This window comes from Phenylobacterium deserti, assembly GCF_003254705.1.
Classification (GTDB): Bacteria; Pseudomonadota; Alphaproteobacteria; order Caulobacterales; family Caulobacteraceae; genus Phenylobacterium; species Phenylobacterium deserti.
Map to the genome: position 1 here is coordinate 1,774,166 of NZ_QFYR01000001.1, position 14,817 is coordinate 1,788,982.

A 14,817-nucleotide genomic window follows, 5' to 3' on the forward strand; every position below is an offset into this window, starting at 1 on the left:
TCTAGGCGGCCTTCTGGTGGATGGGGGCGTGGACGTCGCCCCAGGCCTTCAGCGCCATGATCACCGGCTCCAGGCTGCGACCCCGTTCGGACAGGCTGTACTCCACCTTCGGCGGCACCTGCGGGTAGACGGTCCGGACGATGAGCCCATCGGCCTCGAGCTCGCGCAGCTGGTTCGTCAACATGCGCTGGGTGACGTTCGGCAGACGCCGGCGGATCTCGTTGAAGCGCAGCACGCCTTCGAACAGGTGGAACAGGATCACGCCCTTCCACTTGCCGTCGATCAAGCCGAGCGTGGCTTCCACGGTGCAGCCGGGGCTGCAGTCCAGGCGCTCATGGCGGGGCTTGGCCATCACGGTATCCTTTTCGACACTATGGGCGGTTTTTGTGCGTTCTTGTGAAGCGCGTAGGTAGTCGTCATCTCGCCTCCAGCCAAGTCAAGGAGGCTCTCATGAAAGCTGTCGGCTACCGCGAACCCGGTCCCATCGATCGCCCGCAGGCGCTGGAAGACATCGAGGTCGCCGCGCCAACGCCGGGTCCGCACGACCTGCTGGTCGAGGTGCGCGCCGTGTCGGTCAATCCGGCCGACTACAAGATCCGCAAGAACGTACGGCCCGAAAGCGGCCACCGCATTCTCGGCTGGGACGCCGCCGGCGTGGTCCTGGCCGCGGGCGCCGAGGTGACGGGCTTCAAGGCCGGCGACGAGGTCTTCTACGCCGGCGCCATCGACCGGGCCGGCTCCAACGCCGAGCAGCAGGTGGTCGACGCCCGGATCGCCGGGCCCAAGCCGAAGAACCTGAGCTTCGCCGAGGCCGCCGCCCTGCCGCTGACCGCGATCACGGCGTGGGAGGCGCTGTTCGACCGCTTCCCGATCAGGCGCTCGCCTGAAAGCAAGGGTTCGATCCTGATCGTCGGCGGCGCCGGTGGCGTCGGATCCGTCGCCGTGCAGCTGGCCCGCAGGCTTACGGGCCTGACGGTGATCGCCACCGCTTCTCGTCCGGAAACCCAGGCGTGGGTTCGAGAGCTCGGCGCACATCACGTGATCGACCATAGCCGCCCTATGGCGGCCCAACTGGTGGAGCTGGGGATCCAGCCGGAGTACGTCTTTTCCACCACCCATTCGGACGTCCACTTCAAGGACATCGCCGAGCTGATCGCGCCGCAGGGTCACCTCGCCCTGATCGACGATCCCGAGACGTTCGACGTCGCGCCGCTGAAGCGCAAGTCGATCGCGGTGCACTGGGAGCTGATGTTCACCCGCTCGATCTTCCAGACACCTGACATGGCCGAGCAGGGCCGCCTGTTGGCTGAGGTCAGCCGCTTGGTAGACGAGGGCGTGCTGAAGACCACGCTCGCCGACCACTTCGGCCCGATCAACGCCGAGAACCTGATCCGCGCCCATGCCTTCGTGGAAAGCGGCAAAGCGCGCGGCAAGATCGTGCTGGAAGGCTTCTAGGCCCTTAGCGGGCGAGCTCCTTCATCGCCCGCTCCAGACCCTCGAGAGTCAGGGGATACATCCGCTCGCCCATCAACTGCCGGATGATCCCCACCGACGGGCTGTAGCTCCAGTGGCGCTCGGCCACGGGGTTAAGCCAGACCATGTGTTCGTAGATGTCGGCCACCCGCTGCAGCCACACGGCGCCGGCTTCTTCGTTCCAGTGCTCCACCGAACCGCCGGGATAGGTGACCTCGTAGGGGCTCATGGTCGCGTCGCCCACGAAGATGACCTTGTAGTCGCTGGGGAACTTGTGGAGCACGTCCCAGGTCGGCGTCTTCTCGTTGTGCCGGCGCCGATTATCCTTCCACACGCCCTCGTAGAGGCAGTTGTGGAAGTAGAAGAACTCAAGGTTCTTGAACTCCGTCCTGGCGGCGGAGAACAGCTCCTCGCAGACCTTGATGTGGGCGTCCATGGAGCCGCCGACGTCGAGGAACAGCAGGACGCTGATCTTGTTGCGCCGCTCAGGGCGAAGTTGGATGTCGAGGTAGCCCTTCTCGGCCGTGCCTCGGATGGTGCCGGCCAAGTCCAGTTCGTCGGCCGCGCCGTCGCGCACCCACTTGCGCAGGCGGCGCAGGGCGACCTTGATGTTGCGGGTGCCGATCTCGACCCCGTCGTCGAGGTTCTTGTACTCGCGCTGGTCCCAGACCTTCACCGCCCGACCGTGACGGCTCTTGTCCTGGCCGATCCGCACGCCTTCCGGATTGTAGCCGTTGGCCCCGAAAGGCGAGGTCCCGGCGGTGCCGATCATCCGGTTGCCGCCCTCGTGCCGCTTGTGCTGTTCGCGCAGGCGCTCCTGCAAGGCTTCCATCAGCTTCTCGAAGCCGCCCAGGGCTTCGATCTGCGCCTTCTCTTCCTCAGTCAGGAAGCGCTCCGTCAGAGCGCGCAGCCACTCCTCCGGCAGCTCTGGATTGCCCTCTTCGCCCAGGCTTTCGACGCCCTTGAACACCTGGCCGAAGACGCGGTCGAACTTGTCGAGGTTCTTCTCGTCCTTCACCAGCGCGGCTCTGGACAGGTAGTAGAAGTCCTCCACCGAGCGGTCGATCACCGCCTTGTCGAGCCCCTCCATGAGCAGGAGGTACTCCTTCAGCGTCACCGGCACCTTGGCCTGGCGCAGCTCGGAGAAGAAACGCATGAACATCGGGGAGCCTGGCGGCGAACGCTCGTTTGAACCCGCAAGATGCGGCCCGGCGTCCCCGATGTCCAGCAAGCCGGATCAGGCGGAGCGGCGCTCGCTGTCGAGTTGCCCCATGCTGGCGGCCGGATAGCGCGTGCCGACCGCGGCGTCTTTCGGCACGGCGGCTTCCAATTCCTGGGCGAGGCCGGACAGGTCCGTCGCCTGCAGAGCGCCCAGCGCTTCGTCGAGCCGCGTGCGGGTACGGGCGCCCACCAGGGGCACGATGTCGTCCCCCTTGGCCAGCGCCCAGCCGATGGCGGCCTGGGCGGTGCTCAGGCCGTGGGCCTCGGCGATCTCGCCGATGCAATCGGTGATCTGCAGGTTCTTCTGCAGGTTCTCGCCCTGGAAGCGCGGAGAGTGGCCGCGGAAGTCGCCTTGAGCGGCGATCTGTGGCGTGTGGCCGCTGATCAGGCCACGCGAGAGCACGCCATAGGCGGTGACGCCGATGCCCAGTTCGCGCAGCACGGGGAGAATCTCGTCCTCCAGCCCGCGGGTGATCAGCGCATATTCGATCTGCAGATCGACGATCGGATGAACCGCCGCCGCCTTGCGGATCGTCTCGGCGCCGACCTCCGACAGGCCGATGTGACGGACGTAGCCCGCCTGCACCATGTCGGCGATGGCGCCGACGGTGTCCTCGATCGGCACGTCGGGATCGAGCCGCGAGGGCCGGTAGATGTCGATGTAGTCCACACCCAGCCGCTGCAGGGTGTAGGCGAGAGCGGTCTTCACCGCCGCCGGCCGTCCGTCATAGCCGAGCCAGCCGCCGTCCGGCCCGCGCTGGGCCCCGAACTTGACGCTGAGCACGACCTCGTCCCGGCGGCGGCCCTTCAACGCCTCGCCGATCAGCATCTCGTTGTGGCCCATGCCGTAGAAGTCCCCGGTGTCGAGCAGGTTGATCCCCGCCTCGATCGCCGCGTGGATCGTGGCGATGCTCTCGACCCGGTCGGCCGGGCCGTACATGCCCGACATGCCCATGCAGCCGAGGCCGATCGCCGACACCTGCGGGCCGGTCTTTCCGAGGGTGCGCATCTGCATCTTGAAGTCTCCCGTCGACGGCCAGAACGCCGTTCCGAGCGGGAAGTTACGACCGGCGCGTTCTTCAGATAAGCTGCGCAGTCTGGAACGAGCTGTGCGGAAATCCGAACAATGCCAACCGCGAGCCTGGATGATCTGGACGCCTTCGCCGCCATCGCGCGGCACGGCAGCTTTCGCCGGGCGGCCACCGAGCGTGGAGTCTCGGCCTCTACCCTGAGCCAGAACCTGCGGGACCTGGAGACGCGCCTCGGCGTGCGGCTGATCAATCGCACCACACGCAGCGTCGCCCTGACCGAGGCGGGCGCGGCCCTGCTGGCGCGGCTTCAGCCCGCGCTTGGCGAGATATCCGCGGCGCTTGGGGAGGCCCGCTCCGCTCAGGCTGAACCGGCGGGAACCTTGCGTATCAACGCGCCGGAGCCTGCCGCTGAACTGGTGCTTGCTCCCCTTCTGCCGGAGTTCCTGGCCGCCTATCCGCGGGTGACGCTGGAGATCATCACCGAAACGTCCTTTGTGGACATCGTGGCCAAGGGCTTCGACGCCGGGGTGCGATGGGGCGAGCACCTGGCTCAGGACATGGTGGCGGTCTCCCTTGGGCCGCCGCAGCGCTACGTCTGCGCGGCGGCGCCGGAGCTGGTGGACCGCCTGGGCGCGCCCGAACATCCCCGTGACCTGCTGGAGAAGCCAGGCCTGCGCTTCCGCTTTCCAAGCGGGGCCGAGCCGCCATGGGAGTTCGAGCGCCAGGGCGAGGTCCTGCGGATCTCACCTACGGGGCCGTTGGTCACCAGCAACCGCGAGGTGATGATCCGCGCCGCCCTGAGCGGCCTGGGATTTGTGGTGAGCTTCGACGCCTATCTGGAGCCCTATGTCGCCACCGGCCAGCTGGTCACGGTGCTGGGCGACTGGTGTGAGCCATTCCCGGGGCCGTTCCTCTACTATCCGAGCGCGCGGCAGGCGCCCTCCGCCTTGCGGGCCTTCGTGGACTTCGTGCAGGCGCGCAGGCGACGGCAGGGCTGGTGAGGCTCAGCCGTCGGCGGTGGCCCGGCAGGCGATGGAGAAGGCGGCTGCAAGCTTGCCGTCCGGCGCAGGCAGGGGCGCAAGGCTGCGGCTCCCGGCCATGAGACGCACGGGCTCGCCCGACATCAGGGCGGCGGTCAGGGCGGGCGGCGATGGGGCCGTCGCGGAGAACCGCGGCTCTGCAGTGGCTGACGCGGTGAGGGTGAAGACCCGCTCGCCTATCTGCAGGCGAGCGGCGCCGGCGCTGGGCGGCAGGCGATCGCTCGCCACATAGAGCCCCGCAGGGCTGCGCAGGCAGGCGATGCGCAGGACATCCTGGCCCTGCTGGGTGAAGGCGAGGGCCGTGCCCGCGGTTGCGGAGCTCTGCAGCCCCCACTGTCCCATGGGCGGCGCAGGTTCGGGCGTGCTGGCGCATCCGGCCAGCAAGGCCGCGCCAGCGGCCGCAACGAACGGAAGGGTCCTCATCCGCCGATCAAACAACGTCGGCGCCCCTGCGCCAAGGCTAGGCGAGAGCGTTCTCGAAGGACTTGAGCTTGCGCCACACGGTCATGCGGGACACGCCGAGGCGGCGGGCGATCTCGACCGGCCCGACGCCAGCGCGCTGAAGCTGGAGGATCTCCTGGGCGTCGGGACGGCGACGGCGCACCACGCCTGCCGGCTCCAGAGCGGCGACGGCTTCCAGGGCGGCGCGCAGAGCGTGCCCGCCGGGGCCCTCGGTGCTGAGTTCCGGGTCGAGGATGCGCAAGGAGGCGCCGCGCTGCTCCAGACGATCAAGGACATCCAAAGCGCAGCGGCTGCTGGGGCCAAGTTGGGCCAGCCGGCTGATCACCAGCTGGTCGCCGGCGCCGATGAAATCGAGGATGGAGTCGAGAGTCGCCGTTTCCTCCCCAGCGAACATGGCCGCCGGTTCTTCCGCACGGACGACGTGGCAGCCAAGCGCCTTGAGCGCCGCGGTTTCATCCGCCGACTGCGCGTCCCTCAATCTTACGTACCCAATCCGCAGCATTCCCATCCGAGCCTTCAAGCCGAGCGCGATGATTGCTCCAGAAGGTTCCAGAATGCCGGCCCTTCGCCAAGCACCCTTTAGTTAAATATCAGCAATATTTTTCCGTAAACACCGTTAAGTTAGGCGAGATCGTGGCGACGCTTGGCTTTTGGCGCTGTGTCGTTGGAAAAAGTCTCCGCCCCGCGCCGGAGAATGAACTCATGGTCGACGGTGTCGCCGACCGGGAAGCCGTAGTCGCCGACCTTCACGAAGCCGCGCCGTTCATAGAACCGCTGGGCGCCGAAGTTCTCGCTCCACACACCGATCCAGACCGTGCGCGGGCCGTCCGCCTGGAGCCAGGCCATCACGGCTTCGAACAGCCGGCCGCCGACGCCGTCGCCCTGGCGACCCTGCAGCAGGTAGAAGCGCTTGAGCTCTCCGCAGGCGGCGGTCACCTGCGGGTGCGGCAGTCCGCAGGGGCCAGCCTGGGCGTAGCCGATGACCTCGCCTGTGGCTTCCACCAACCATGCGCCCTTGCCCGGGTCCGCCAGGTCCACCTGCATGGACGCCACGCTGTAGGATTGGGCCAGGAAGTTCGACAGGTCCTCGGGCGGGTAGAGATGGCCGAAGGTCTGAGTGAAAGTGGCCGAGGCGATCCGCGACAGGGCTTCGGCGTCGGCCGGGCCGGCGCGGCGGATGACGGTCTCTTGCATGGATGAGGCGCTGTTCTGAGGTAGGGTTTGGCTATGGATGTCGCGCTCTACACCCATCCGGACATGCTGGACCACCGGCCGGGGGACTGGCACCCGGAGCGGCCCGAACGCCTTGGCGCCGTGATCGACGCCCTGCAGGACGCCTCTGACCTCGATCTTGCGCCGCAGGACGCTCCGCTGGCCGAGGAGGCGGACCTCGCGCTGGTGCATCCGCAGTCGTACATCGACCGCATCCTGGCGCTGCAGCCAGGCCGCCGCGGACTGGAGCTGGACCCGGACACCTTTCTGTCGGCCGGCAGCCTGGTCGCCGCGCGGCGTGCGGCAGGCGCGGTGCTGCAGGCGGTGCGTGACGTGGCGGCTGGATCGGCGGAGCGCGCCTTCTGCGCTGTGCGGCCGCCAGGCCACCATGCCGAGCCGCAGACCCCGATGGGCTTTTGCGTCTTCTCCAATGTGGCGATCGCCGCCATGGCCGCCCAAGCCGCCGGGATGGCCAAGGTGGCGGTGGTGGACTTCGACATCCACCACGGAAACGGCACCCAAGCCGCGTTCGCGGGGAGGGAGGGCCTGATGCTGGCCTCCGTCCACCAATGGCCCATGTGGCCGGGCACCGGCCATCCGTCGGAGCGCAACCCGCCGAACATCTGCAATGCGGTGGTGGCGCCGAACGCCCCGCGCGAGGCGTGGCGACAGACCTTCGACGAGCTGATGAGCCGGGTGGACGCCTTCGCCCCCGATCTGATTCTGGTGTCCGCCGGTTTCGACGCGCACCGCGACGATCCCATCGGCCAAGCGGGACAAAATCTGGAGGCGGAGGATTTCGCCTGGGCCACGCGGGCGATCGCCTCGGTTGCACGTGCTCACGCCAAGGGGCGGGTTGTGTCCTCGCTCGAGGGCGGTTACCACCTGCAAGCTCTAGGGCAGTCGGCGCTTGCGCACGTCAGGGCCCTGTCAGAGGGGTGAGGAACAGCGGCGCGTGCATAGCCTAGCCGAAGCCGCCGGGAAGAAATGGCCAGCGTCTTGACCGCCGAGCTTCCTGCAGCGTCCCGCACGGCGCGACCGGGGGCCATCATACTGGCCCGCCACGGTGAGCCGGCGCTCTCCCGCAAGGTGAGGCTGAACGCCGCCGAATACCGTCAGTTCTGGGCCAACTACGAGATTCTGGGCTTGCTGCCCGGACAGACGCCGCCCGCCAAGCTGCAGCGGTTCGTGGAAGGCTGCGGCACGCTGGTGGCCTCCACCCGCCTGCGCTCGATCGAGAGCGCCCAAGCCCTGGCCCGCGGCCGCGAGTTCACGCGCCACGACATGCTGATCGAGGCTCCGCTGCCGCCGCCAAACTGGCCGGCGTGGATCCGTCTGTCGCCCAAGATGTGGGGCTTCTACGCCCGCGTCTGGTGGTGGTTCTTCAACCATCACGAGGGGCAGGAAACCCGCAGCGAAGCCGAAAAGCGCGCCGATGCGGCGGCTGAAATGCTGATCGAGCATGCGGTTCGCGGGGAAGACGTGGTCGTGCTGGCTCACGGCTTCTTCAATTTCATGGTCGGCCGTTCGCTGAAGCGGCGCGGCTGGCGGCTGGTGTCCAGCGAAGGCTGGAAATACTGGTCCACCCGCCGCTACGAACGCGCGCTTTAAGTCACCCCCGCAATGCCGGTGGATTCTCGCCGGCCGCGAATCTAGGTTCAGCTCATGTCCGAAGCCCCCGACATTGAAGGCATGACGTTCGAGCAGGCGCTTGCCGAACTCGAGCAGATCGTTGCGCGCCTGGAATCCGGCCAGGCGCCGCTGGAGGACTCCATTCGCATGTACGAGCGCGGCGCTGCCCTGAAGGCGCACTGCGAGAAGCGGCTGGAGGCGGCGCGCCTGCGGGTCGAGAAGATCGTCATGGGCGCCGGCGGGGCCCAGGGGGTCGAACCCGCCGAGTTCAGCTGATGCTGGCGCTTTCCCATCGGGTCCAAGAGGCGGCCGACCTCGTCACCGTGGCGCTGGACGAGCTGCTGCCGCGGGCGGACGGGCCGGAGTCGCGCCTGACCGAAGCCATGCGCTATGCGGCGCTGGGCCCCGGCAAGCGCCTGCGCCCGTTCTTCGCGCTGGAAACCGGCCGCATCTTCGACCTGGAGGAGCGGGCGGTGCTGCGCGCGGCCTGCGCGCTGGAGTGCGTTCACGCCTACAGCCTGATCCACGACGACCTGCCGGCGATGGACGACGACGACATGCGCCGTGGCCGTCCGACGGTGCACATCGCCTATGATGAGGCCACGGCGATCCTGGCGGGGGACTCCCTGCAGACCGCCGCCTTCGAGATCCTGGCCCATCCTGACACCCACAAGGACGGCTCGGTGCGCGCCGAGATGGTGCTGCGCCTGGCGCAGGCCAGCGGCGCCCGCGGGATGTGCGGCGGCCAGATGATCGACCTCATGGGCGTGCGCGACGACCTGGGCGCGGTGGCCCGCATGCAGCGCCTGAAGACGGGGGCGCTGATCGCCTGCGCCTTCGAGCTGCCCCTGGTGATCGCCCGCGCCAGCGAGGCCGAGCGCCATGCGCTGCTGGCCTTCGCCCAGGACCTGGGGCTCGCCTATCAGATCGTCGACGACCTGCTGGACCTGGAAGGCACCGAGGCGGACCTCGGCAAGAAAGCCGGCAAGGACGCGGCCAAGGGCAAGGCCAACTACGTCACCCTGCTGGGCGCCGACGCCGCGCGCGAGCGGCTCGCCCTGCTGACAGACCAGACCAAAGCCCACCTGGACGTGTTCGGGACCTCGGCCGAATTCCTGCGGGCGAGCGTCGATTTCGTGTTAGAGCGCCGGAAGTAATTCCGCGCATTCCCAAGGTCTGCGTTATGCCCCCGATCACGCCCCTGCTCGACACCGTCAACTCGCCCGCCGACACGCGGGGGTTGTCGGTAGCGCAGCTGCAGCAGCTGGCCGACGAGCTGCGGCTCGAGACCATCGACGCCGTCTCCCAGACCGGGGGCCACTTGGGCGCCGGCCTGGGCGTGGTCGAGCTGACCGTCGCCCTGCACCACGTCTATGAGACGCCCAAGGACATCCTGATCTGGGACGTCGGGCACCAGGCCTATCCGCACAAGATCCTGACCGGGCGGCGCGACCGCATCCGCACCCTGCGACAGGGCGGCGGGCTGTCCGGCTTCACCAAGCGGACGGAAAGCGAATACGACCCGTTCGGCGCGGCGCACGCGGCGACCTCCATCTCCGCGGCCCTGGGCTTTGCGGCGGCGCGCGACCGCGAAGGTCGCGACAACAAGGTCGTGGCGGTGATCGGCGACGGCTCCATGAGCGCCGGCATGGCCTATGAGGCCATGAACAACGCCGCCGAGACGACCCGGCAGCTCACCGTCATCCTGAACGACAACGACATGTCCATCGCCCCTCCCGTGGGCGGGATGAGCGCCTACATGGCGCGGCTGGTGTCCGGCGACGGCTATCGCTCGATCCGCAACCTGGGCAAGTCGGTGGCCAAGGCGCTGCCGCGGCCGCTGCAGGAAGCCGCCCGCAAGGCCGAGGAGTATGCCCGGGGCATGGTCACCGGCGGCACCTTCTTCGAGGAGCTGGGCTTCTACTACGTGGGGCCGATCGACGGGCACGACATGGATGCGCTGGTGCACGTCCTGCAGAACGCCCGCAACATCGACGACAAGCCTGTGCTCGTCCACGTGGTGACGCAGAAGGGCAAAGGCTATGGCCCGGCCGAGAACGCGGCCGACAAGTACCACGGCGTGGTCAAGTTCGACGTGGTCACCGGAAAGCAGGCCAAGGGCCAGACCAACGCGCCCAGCTATACGCGGGTGTTCGCCGAGGAGCTGGTCAAGCACGGGCAGGTCGATCCGAAGATCGTTGCGATCACCGCCGCCATGCCGGCCGGCACGGGCCTGGACCTGTTCGGCGCGCGTTTCCCGGAGCGCACCTTCGACGTCGGCATCGCCGAACAGCACGCGGTGACCTTCGCCGCGGGCTTGGCGGCCGACGGCATGAAGCCGTTCTGCGCGATCTACTCGACCTTCCTTCAGCGCGGCTACGACCAGGTGGTCCACGACGTGGCCATCCAGAAGCTGCCGGTGCGCTTCGCAATGGACCGGGCGGGCTTGGTGGGCGCCGACGGCTCGACCCACGCTGGCTCGTTCGACATCGGCTTCATGGGCGCGCTGCCCGGCATGGTCCTGATGGGCCCGTCCGACGAGGCCGAGCTGGCCCATGCGGTCGCCACCGCTGTGGCCATCGACGATGCGCCCAGCGCATTCCGCTATCCGCGGGGCGAGGGCGTTGGGGTTGAGATCCCGGCGATGGCTCAGCCGTGGGAGATCGGCAAGGGCCGCATCGTGCGCGAAGGCACGGCGCTGGCCATCCTGTCCTTCGGCACGCGCCTGCAGGAGAGCCTCAAGGCCGCCGACATGCTAGCGGCGCGCGGCTTGTCCGCGACCGTGGCCGACGCGCGCTTCGCCAAGCCGCTGGACATCGACCTGCTGCTGCGCCTGGCGCGCGAGCACGAGGCGCTGATCACGGTGGAAGAAGGCTCGGTGGGCGGTTTCGGCGCTTTTGTGCTGCACGCCCTGGCCGAGCACGGGGCGCTGGACCGCGGCCTGAAGGTTCGCACCCTGGTGCTGCCGGACGCCTTCCAAGAGCACGACAAGCCGGAGCTTCAGTACGCGGAGGCGGGGCTGGACGCGGAAGGCATCGTCCGCACCGCCATCAAGACGCTGGGCCTGGATGCGGCGGCCGCGGCGGGCCTGCGGGCCTGATCCTCAGGCCCGGCAGCTCGCCACGAACTGAGCGGCGGTCTCGCGCGGCGCGGCAGGAGCGTGAAGCCCTTTGCTGAACCGCGCCTGCCCGGTCTTGGCGAAGGTCGAGATCGACGGGTCGGCAGGCGTGAGCTCCACCGTCGTGTCGGCCGCGGGACCGAAGACCTCGATGCGATTGGAGCCAGGCTGGCATACCAGCATCAGGGCGACGTTGTCGCTGTTCGGCGCCCCGAACGCGAGCTTGGCGCCTTCCCCTTCGACGTTGTTCAGGGACCAAGCCATGCCCGGCAGGGCTTGCGGCGCGGGCTGGTGGGCGCAGGCCGCCAGGCTGACGATGCCGATCAGGCTGAAGATGGCTCTGCGTCGCATGGCTGGCGCTCCCTCCGAGAAGGAAACGCCGTCCAGGCGGCGCAGTTCACCAACGAAATCAGAAAGGTGAGAAGCGCTCGACCAGCGACTGGCCGGCCGGGGTCTTCTGAACGCGGCTGATGTCGCCACGGCCGCCGTAGCTGATGCGAGCTTCGGCGATTTGCGTGTGGCGGATGGTGTTGGCGCTGGAGATGTCCTCCGGACGCACGATGCCGGCGACGGTCAGCTGGCGAAGTTCGGCGTTGGTGCGCACTTCCTGGGTGCCTTGGATCACCAGATTGCCGTTCGGCAGCACGGTGGTGACCACCGCGGCGATGGTCAGGCTGATCTTCTCGGAGCGGTTCACAGCGCCGGAGCCGGTGTTGGCGGTCTTGGAGGCCGTCTCGATCGCGTTGGCCGGATCGAAGCCGCCCGGCAGCACCTTGCCCAGGCTGGACTCCAGGCCAAGGAAGTGCGGCACGCCCGCCGTCAGCGTCGAGTTGCGCGAGCTGGTCGAGGTGTTGATCGTTTTGGCTTGGTCGTCGATGTCGATGTTGACGGTCAGGATGTCGCCCACGCGGTTGGCCCGCTGGTCGGCGAAGAAGGCCCGAGCGCCGACGCGCCACAGGGTGTTTGCGCCGGCCGGACCCGGGTTCGGATCACGCGAGGCGGACAGCGGCATGATCGCCTGCTCGCGCGGGACCAGGGCGGCGGGATAGCCGACGGGAGCGAGCTCGGGACCGCGGATGGCCTCGGCGGCCGTGGAGCAGGCGCCGAGCGGCAGGAAGGCGGCGAGGGCGAGAAGACGGATACGCATCACGAAGGCTTCCTTCAGCGGGCGGCGTAGCGGGTGGTGGAGCGCGAGGCGGGGATGGCGGCGGGACCCACGGCCGCCTGGCCGGGACCGGTCACCACGGCCTGCAGGATCTTCTTGGAGGCGGGGTTCTGGACGCTGATCGCCTCGCCCACGGCGCCGGCCGTCATGGCCTTGCCTTGCAGGGACAGGGAGATGCCGTCGGCTTCGAACACCACCGTGACAAGGTCGTTGGCCCGGATCACCTGGGCGGCGACGTCGCGCTGCGCGACCACCGCGCCGGCGCGAAGCGGGCGGCGGGCGGCGAGGCCGATGATCGCGTCAGCGTCCGAAGGCGCGTCCGCTGGAGCTGCGACCGCCTTGCCCCACACCAGGTCGGTGGGTTGGACGACCTCGCCGGCGGCCAGGCTGCGAGCCCAGGTCAGCACCTCGACATTGCCGCGGGCGGCCGGAGCGCCCGCGGGACCAAGGCCGGTTGCGGCCGCGGTTTGCGGGCCGCGCACCACCAGGGTCTTGAAGCCCTCGGCGTTGGCCCAGTCGAGGCCGGCGCGGCGCGCGGCCATCTGCACGGCGGCGGCGTTCAGCACCAGGCTGGCGCCCGTGCGCGTCGCCACCGGCCGCGCGGCGGCGGCGCCGGCCCCGTCGAACAGGTCGCCCAGGGTGACCACGCCGTCGGCGTCGGAGGTGTCGGCCTTCAGGGTCACGGGCGTGCCGGCCAGCGCCGGGGTCGCGAGGACGGCGCAGGCGGCCAGAAGCAGGAGGCGCTTCATCACGACTTCACCTGGTTGGCTACGCCCAGCATGCTGTCGGCGGTGGAGATCACCTTGGAGTTCATCTCGTAGGCGCGCTGGGCGACGATCAGGGCGCTGATCTCGCTGACGGCGTCGACGTTGGAAGCCTCGGTGTAGCCCTGCAGAAGCTCGCCCAGGCCTTGGACGCCCGGCAGGCCGGCCGTGGGCGGACCGGAGGCGGCGGTTTCCTTGAACAGGTTTCCGCCTTGGGCCGACAGGCCGCCCTCGTTGATGAAGCTGACGAGCTCCAGCTGGCCCACCTGGGCCGGCAAGGTTTGCCCAGCCTGCAGCACCTGGACCTGGCCGCCCTTGGAGATGGTGATGCCGGTGGCGTCCTGCGGGATCGCGATGGCCGGCTGGATCTGGTAGCCGTCCTGGGTGACCAGCTGGCCTTGGTCGTTGACCGACAGGTTGCCGGCGCGGCTGTAGCCGATCTCTCCGCTGGGCAGCAGCACCTGGAAGTAGCCGCGGCCGTTGATCGCCAGGTCCAGCGAGTTGTCCGTCCGGGTCATCGCCCCTTGGGTGGAGATGCGATAGACGCTGCCGGCTTTCACGCCCGCGCCCACCTGCACGCCGGTCGGCACGATCGTGCCCTGGTCCGACGACTGCGCCCCGGCGCTTTCGAGGGTTTGGTACAACAGGTCCTGGAACTCGGCGCGCTGACGCTTGAACGCCACCGTGTTCATGTTGGCGATGTTGTTCGAGATGACCTCGACGTTCAGCTGCTGGGCGGCCATGCCCGTCGCCGCGGTGCGGAGAGCTTGCATCGCTTAAACTCCTACTGGATCCGCCCCATCCGCTGGACGGCGGATTTGGACAGTTCGCTGTTCGATTCCATGAGGCGGGCCATCGACTCGTAGGCCCGGCTGACTTCGATCATCCGGGTGATCTCGAGGATCGGACGGACGTTAGACCCTTCAAGCATCCCCTGACGCAGCTTGGCCGTCGTGACCGGCGCTGCCAGCTGGTTCGAGGTGTTGCGGTACTGGTTGTCGCCCGTCTTCTCGAGCGTGGAGAGGTTGTCGAAGCCGAACACGCCGATCTTGCCGATCCGCTGGTTGTTCTGGCTGACTACCCCGTCCTGCGAGATGCTGACGGCGCCCTGTTCGGGGTCGATCACGATCTCGCCGCCGCCGTCATCGGCCACGGCAGAGCCGTTGTCGGTCACGAGGCGGCCGCCCTCGTCCATGCGGAAGCGGCCGTCACGGGTGTAGCGTTCGCCCTCGGGGCCGTTGACCCGGAAGAAGCCTTCGCCCTCGATCGCGACGTCGAACGGGGCGTCGGTGCGGCGCAGCGCGCCCTGGCTGAAGTCGCGGGCGACGCCGTCGGAGGTGACGAACTTGACCGGCGGCGGCGCGCCAAAGGTCGTGGCCGGCGCCTTGGGCTCGGTCTTGGTCATCAGCGACTCGACCTTGAAGCCCGACGTGTCGGCGTTCGCGATGTTGTTCGCGATGATGTCCATCTCGCGACGCAGCACCATCTGGCGCGACAGTCCGACGAAGAGGGTGTTGTCCATTAACAGCTGCCTTGAGGCCGCGACACTTTTCGCCGCATGCTCTGCAAGGGTCGGGCCAGCGCGAAAAGCGCAGCATTTCCAAGCGTTAGAATGGTTAACGGGCGCCTCCCGGCAAAATTGGCCGGGCAGCTTCGGCCGCCGTTAAGACCGGTTAATAACGCCGTCTTAACCAAACAG

General features: G+C 68.4%; 18 protein-coding genes. 7 read left to right on the forward strand and 11 right to left on the reverse strand.

Annotated elements, in window-relative coordinates:
- Position 1: 1 nt before the first annotated feature.
- On the reverse strand, positions 2-352 hold the full coding sequence (locus DJ018_RS08960) for a winged helix-turn-helix transcriptional regulator (protein ID WP_111514470.1): 351 nt from the start codon (positions 350-352) through the stop codon (positions 2-4).
- Positions 353-450: 98 nt separating this feature from the next.
- Here DJ018_RS08960 and DJ018_RS08965 point away from each other — a divergent pair, with 98 nt between their 5' ends.
- The gene (locus tag DJ018_RS08965; RefSeq protein ID WP_111514471.1) at positions 451-1,455 is read left to right on the forward strand and encodes a zinc-binding alcohol dehydrogenase family protein; all 1,005 of its coding nucleotides are present in this window, start codon (positions 451-453) and stop codon (positions 1,453-1,455) included.
- A 4-nt stretch (positions 1,456-1,459) separates the two neighbouring features.
- On the opposite strand, the gene DJ018_RS08970 is transcribed toward DJ018_RS08965, so the two are convergent.
- Positions 1,460-2,635, reverse strand: coding sequence for a vWA domain-containing protein (locus DJ018_RS08970; RefSeq protein WP_111514472.1), 1,176 nt, complete (start codon positions 2,633-2,635; stop codon positions 1,460-1,462).
- Between the two features lie 75 nt (positions 2,636-2,710).
- Positions 2,711-3,709 carry an aldo/keto reductase gene (locus tag DJ018_RS08975; RefSeq protein ID WP_111514473.1) on the reverse strand — a complete coding sequence of 333 codons (999 nt, stop codon included), beginning with the start codon at positions 3,707-3,709 and terminating at the stop codon, positions 2,711-2,713.
- Between the two features lie 111 nt (positions 3,710-3,820).
- On the opposite strand from DJ018_RS08975, the gene DJ018_RS08980 reads away from it, so the two are divergent.
- Positions 3,821-4,726, forward strand: coding sequence for a LysR family transcriptional regulator (locus DJ018_RS08980; RefSeq protein WP_111514474.1), 906 nt, complete (start codon positions 3,821-3,823; stop codon positions 4,724-4,726).
- A 3-nt stretch (positions 4,727-4,729) separates the two neighbouring features.
- Here the strand turns inward: DJ018_RS08980 and DJ018_RS08985 are convergent, their stop codons facing one another.
- The 3 genes from DJ018_RS08985 to DJ018_RS08995 form a co-directional block, all read right to left on the reverse strand.
- Positions 4,730-5,188, reverse strand: a complete 459-nt coding sequence (locus DJ018_RS08985; protein WP_133254249.1) for a hypothetical protein — start codon at positions 5,186-5,188, stop codon at positions 4,730-4,732.
- A gap of 37 nt (positions 5,189-5,225) precedes the next feature.
- Positions 5,226-5,729: a recombinase family protein gene (locus tag DJ018_RS08990; protein ID WP_165842836.1), complete on the reverse strand. Its 504-nt coding sequence runs from the start codon at positions 5,727-5,729 to the stop codon at positions 5,226-5,228.
- 119 nt (positions 5,730-5,848) lie between these two features.
- On the reverse strand, positions 5,849-6,421 hold the full coding sequence (locus tag DJ018_RS08995; RefSeq protein ID WP_111514477.1) for a GNAT family N-acetyltransferase: 573 nt from the start codon (positions 6,419-6,421) through the stop codon (positions 5,849-5,851).
- Between the two features lie 33 nt (positions 6,422-6,454).
- Here DJ018_RS08995 and DJ018_RS09000 point away from each other — a divergent pair, with 33 nt between their 5' ends.
- From DJ018_RS09000 to dxs, 5 genes are read left to right on the forward strand one after another with little or no spacing between them, the layout of a single operon-like run.
- Positions 6,455-7,381: a histone deacetylase family protein gene (locus DJ018_RS09000; protein ID WP_111514478.1), complete on the forward strand. Its 927-nt coding sequence runs from the start codon at positions 6,455-6,457 to the stop codon at positions 7,379-7,381.
- A 45-nt stretch (positions 7,382-7,426) separates the two neighbouring features.
- Positions 7,427-8,050: a histidine phosphatase family protein gene (locus DJ018_RS09005; RefSeq protein ID WP_111514479.1), complete on the forward strand. Its 624-nt coding sequence runs from the start codon at positions 7,427-7,429 to the stop codon at positions 8,048-8,050.
- Between the two features lie 54 nt (positions 8,051-8,104).
- Positions 8,105-8,347, forward strand: a complete 243-nt coding sequence (locus tag DJ018_RS09010) for an exodeoxyribonuclease VII small subunit (RefSeq protein WP_111514480.1) — start codon at positions 8,105-8,107, stop codon at positions 8,345-8,347.
- Positions 8,347-9,228, forward strand: coding sequence for a polyprenyl synthetase family protein (locus DJ018_RS09015; protein WP_111514481.1), 882 nt, complete (start codon positions 8,347-8,349; stop codon positions 9,226-9,228). The genes DJ018_RS09010 and DJ018_RS09015 overlap by 1 nt, the downstream gene beginning before the upstream one ends.
- A gap of 26 nt (positions 9,229-9,254) precedes the next feature.
- Positions 9,255-11,171, forward strand: coding sequence for a 1-deoxy-D-xylulose-5-phosphate synthase (gene dxs / locus DJ018_RS09020; protein WP_111514482.1), 1,917 nt, complete (start codon positions 9,255-9,257; stop codon positions 11,169-11,171).
- A 3-nt stretch (positions 11,172-11,174) separates the two neighbouring features.
- Here dxs and DJ018_RS09025 read toward each other — a convergent pair whose 3' ends face one another.
- From DJ018_RS09025 to flgF, 5 genes are read right to left on the reverse strand one after another with little or no spacing between them, the layout of a single operon-like run.
- Positions 11,175-11,540: a hypothetical protein gene (locus DJ018_RS09025; protein ID WP_111514483.1), complete on the reverse strand. Its 366-nt coding sequence runs from the start codon at positions 11,538-11,540 to the stop codon at positions 11,175-11,177.
- 58 nt (positions 11,541-11,598) lie between these two features.
- On the reverse strand, positions 11,599-12,336 hold the full coding sequence (gene flgH / locus DJ018_RS09030) for a flagellar basal body L-ring protein FlgH (protein ID WP_420849495.1): 738 nt from the start codon (positions 12,334-12,336) through the stop codon (positions 11,599-11,601).
- A 14-nt stretch (positions 12,337-12,350) separates the two neighbouring features.
- On the reverse strand, positions 12,351-13,103 hold the full coding sequence (gene flgA, locus DJ018_RS09035) for a flagellar basal body P-ring formation chaperone FlgA (RefSeq protein ID WP_111514485.1): 753 nt from the start codon (positions 13,101-13,103) through the stop codon (positions 12,351-12,353).
- The gene (gene flgG / locus DJ018_RS09040) at positions 13,103-13,891 is read right to left on the reverse strand and encodes a flagellar basal-body rod protein FlgG (RefSeq protein ID WP_111514486.1); all 789 of its coding nucleotides are present in this window, start codon (positions 13,889-13,891) and stop codon (positions 13,103-13,105) included. The genes flgA and flgG overlap by 1 nt, the downstream gene beginning before the upstream one ends.
- An 11-nt stretch (positions 13,892-13,902) precedes the next feature.
- The gene (gene flgF, locus DJ018_RS09045; protein WP_111514487.1) at positions 13,903-14,640 is read right to left on the reverse strand and encodes a flagellar basal-body rod protein FlgF; all 738 of its coding nucleotides are present in this window, start codon (positions 14,638-14,640) and stop codon (positions 13,903-13,905) included.
- Positions 14,641-14,817: the final 177 nt, after the last annotated feature.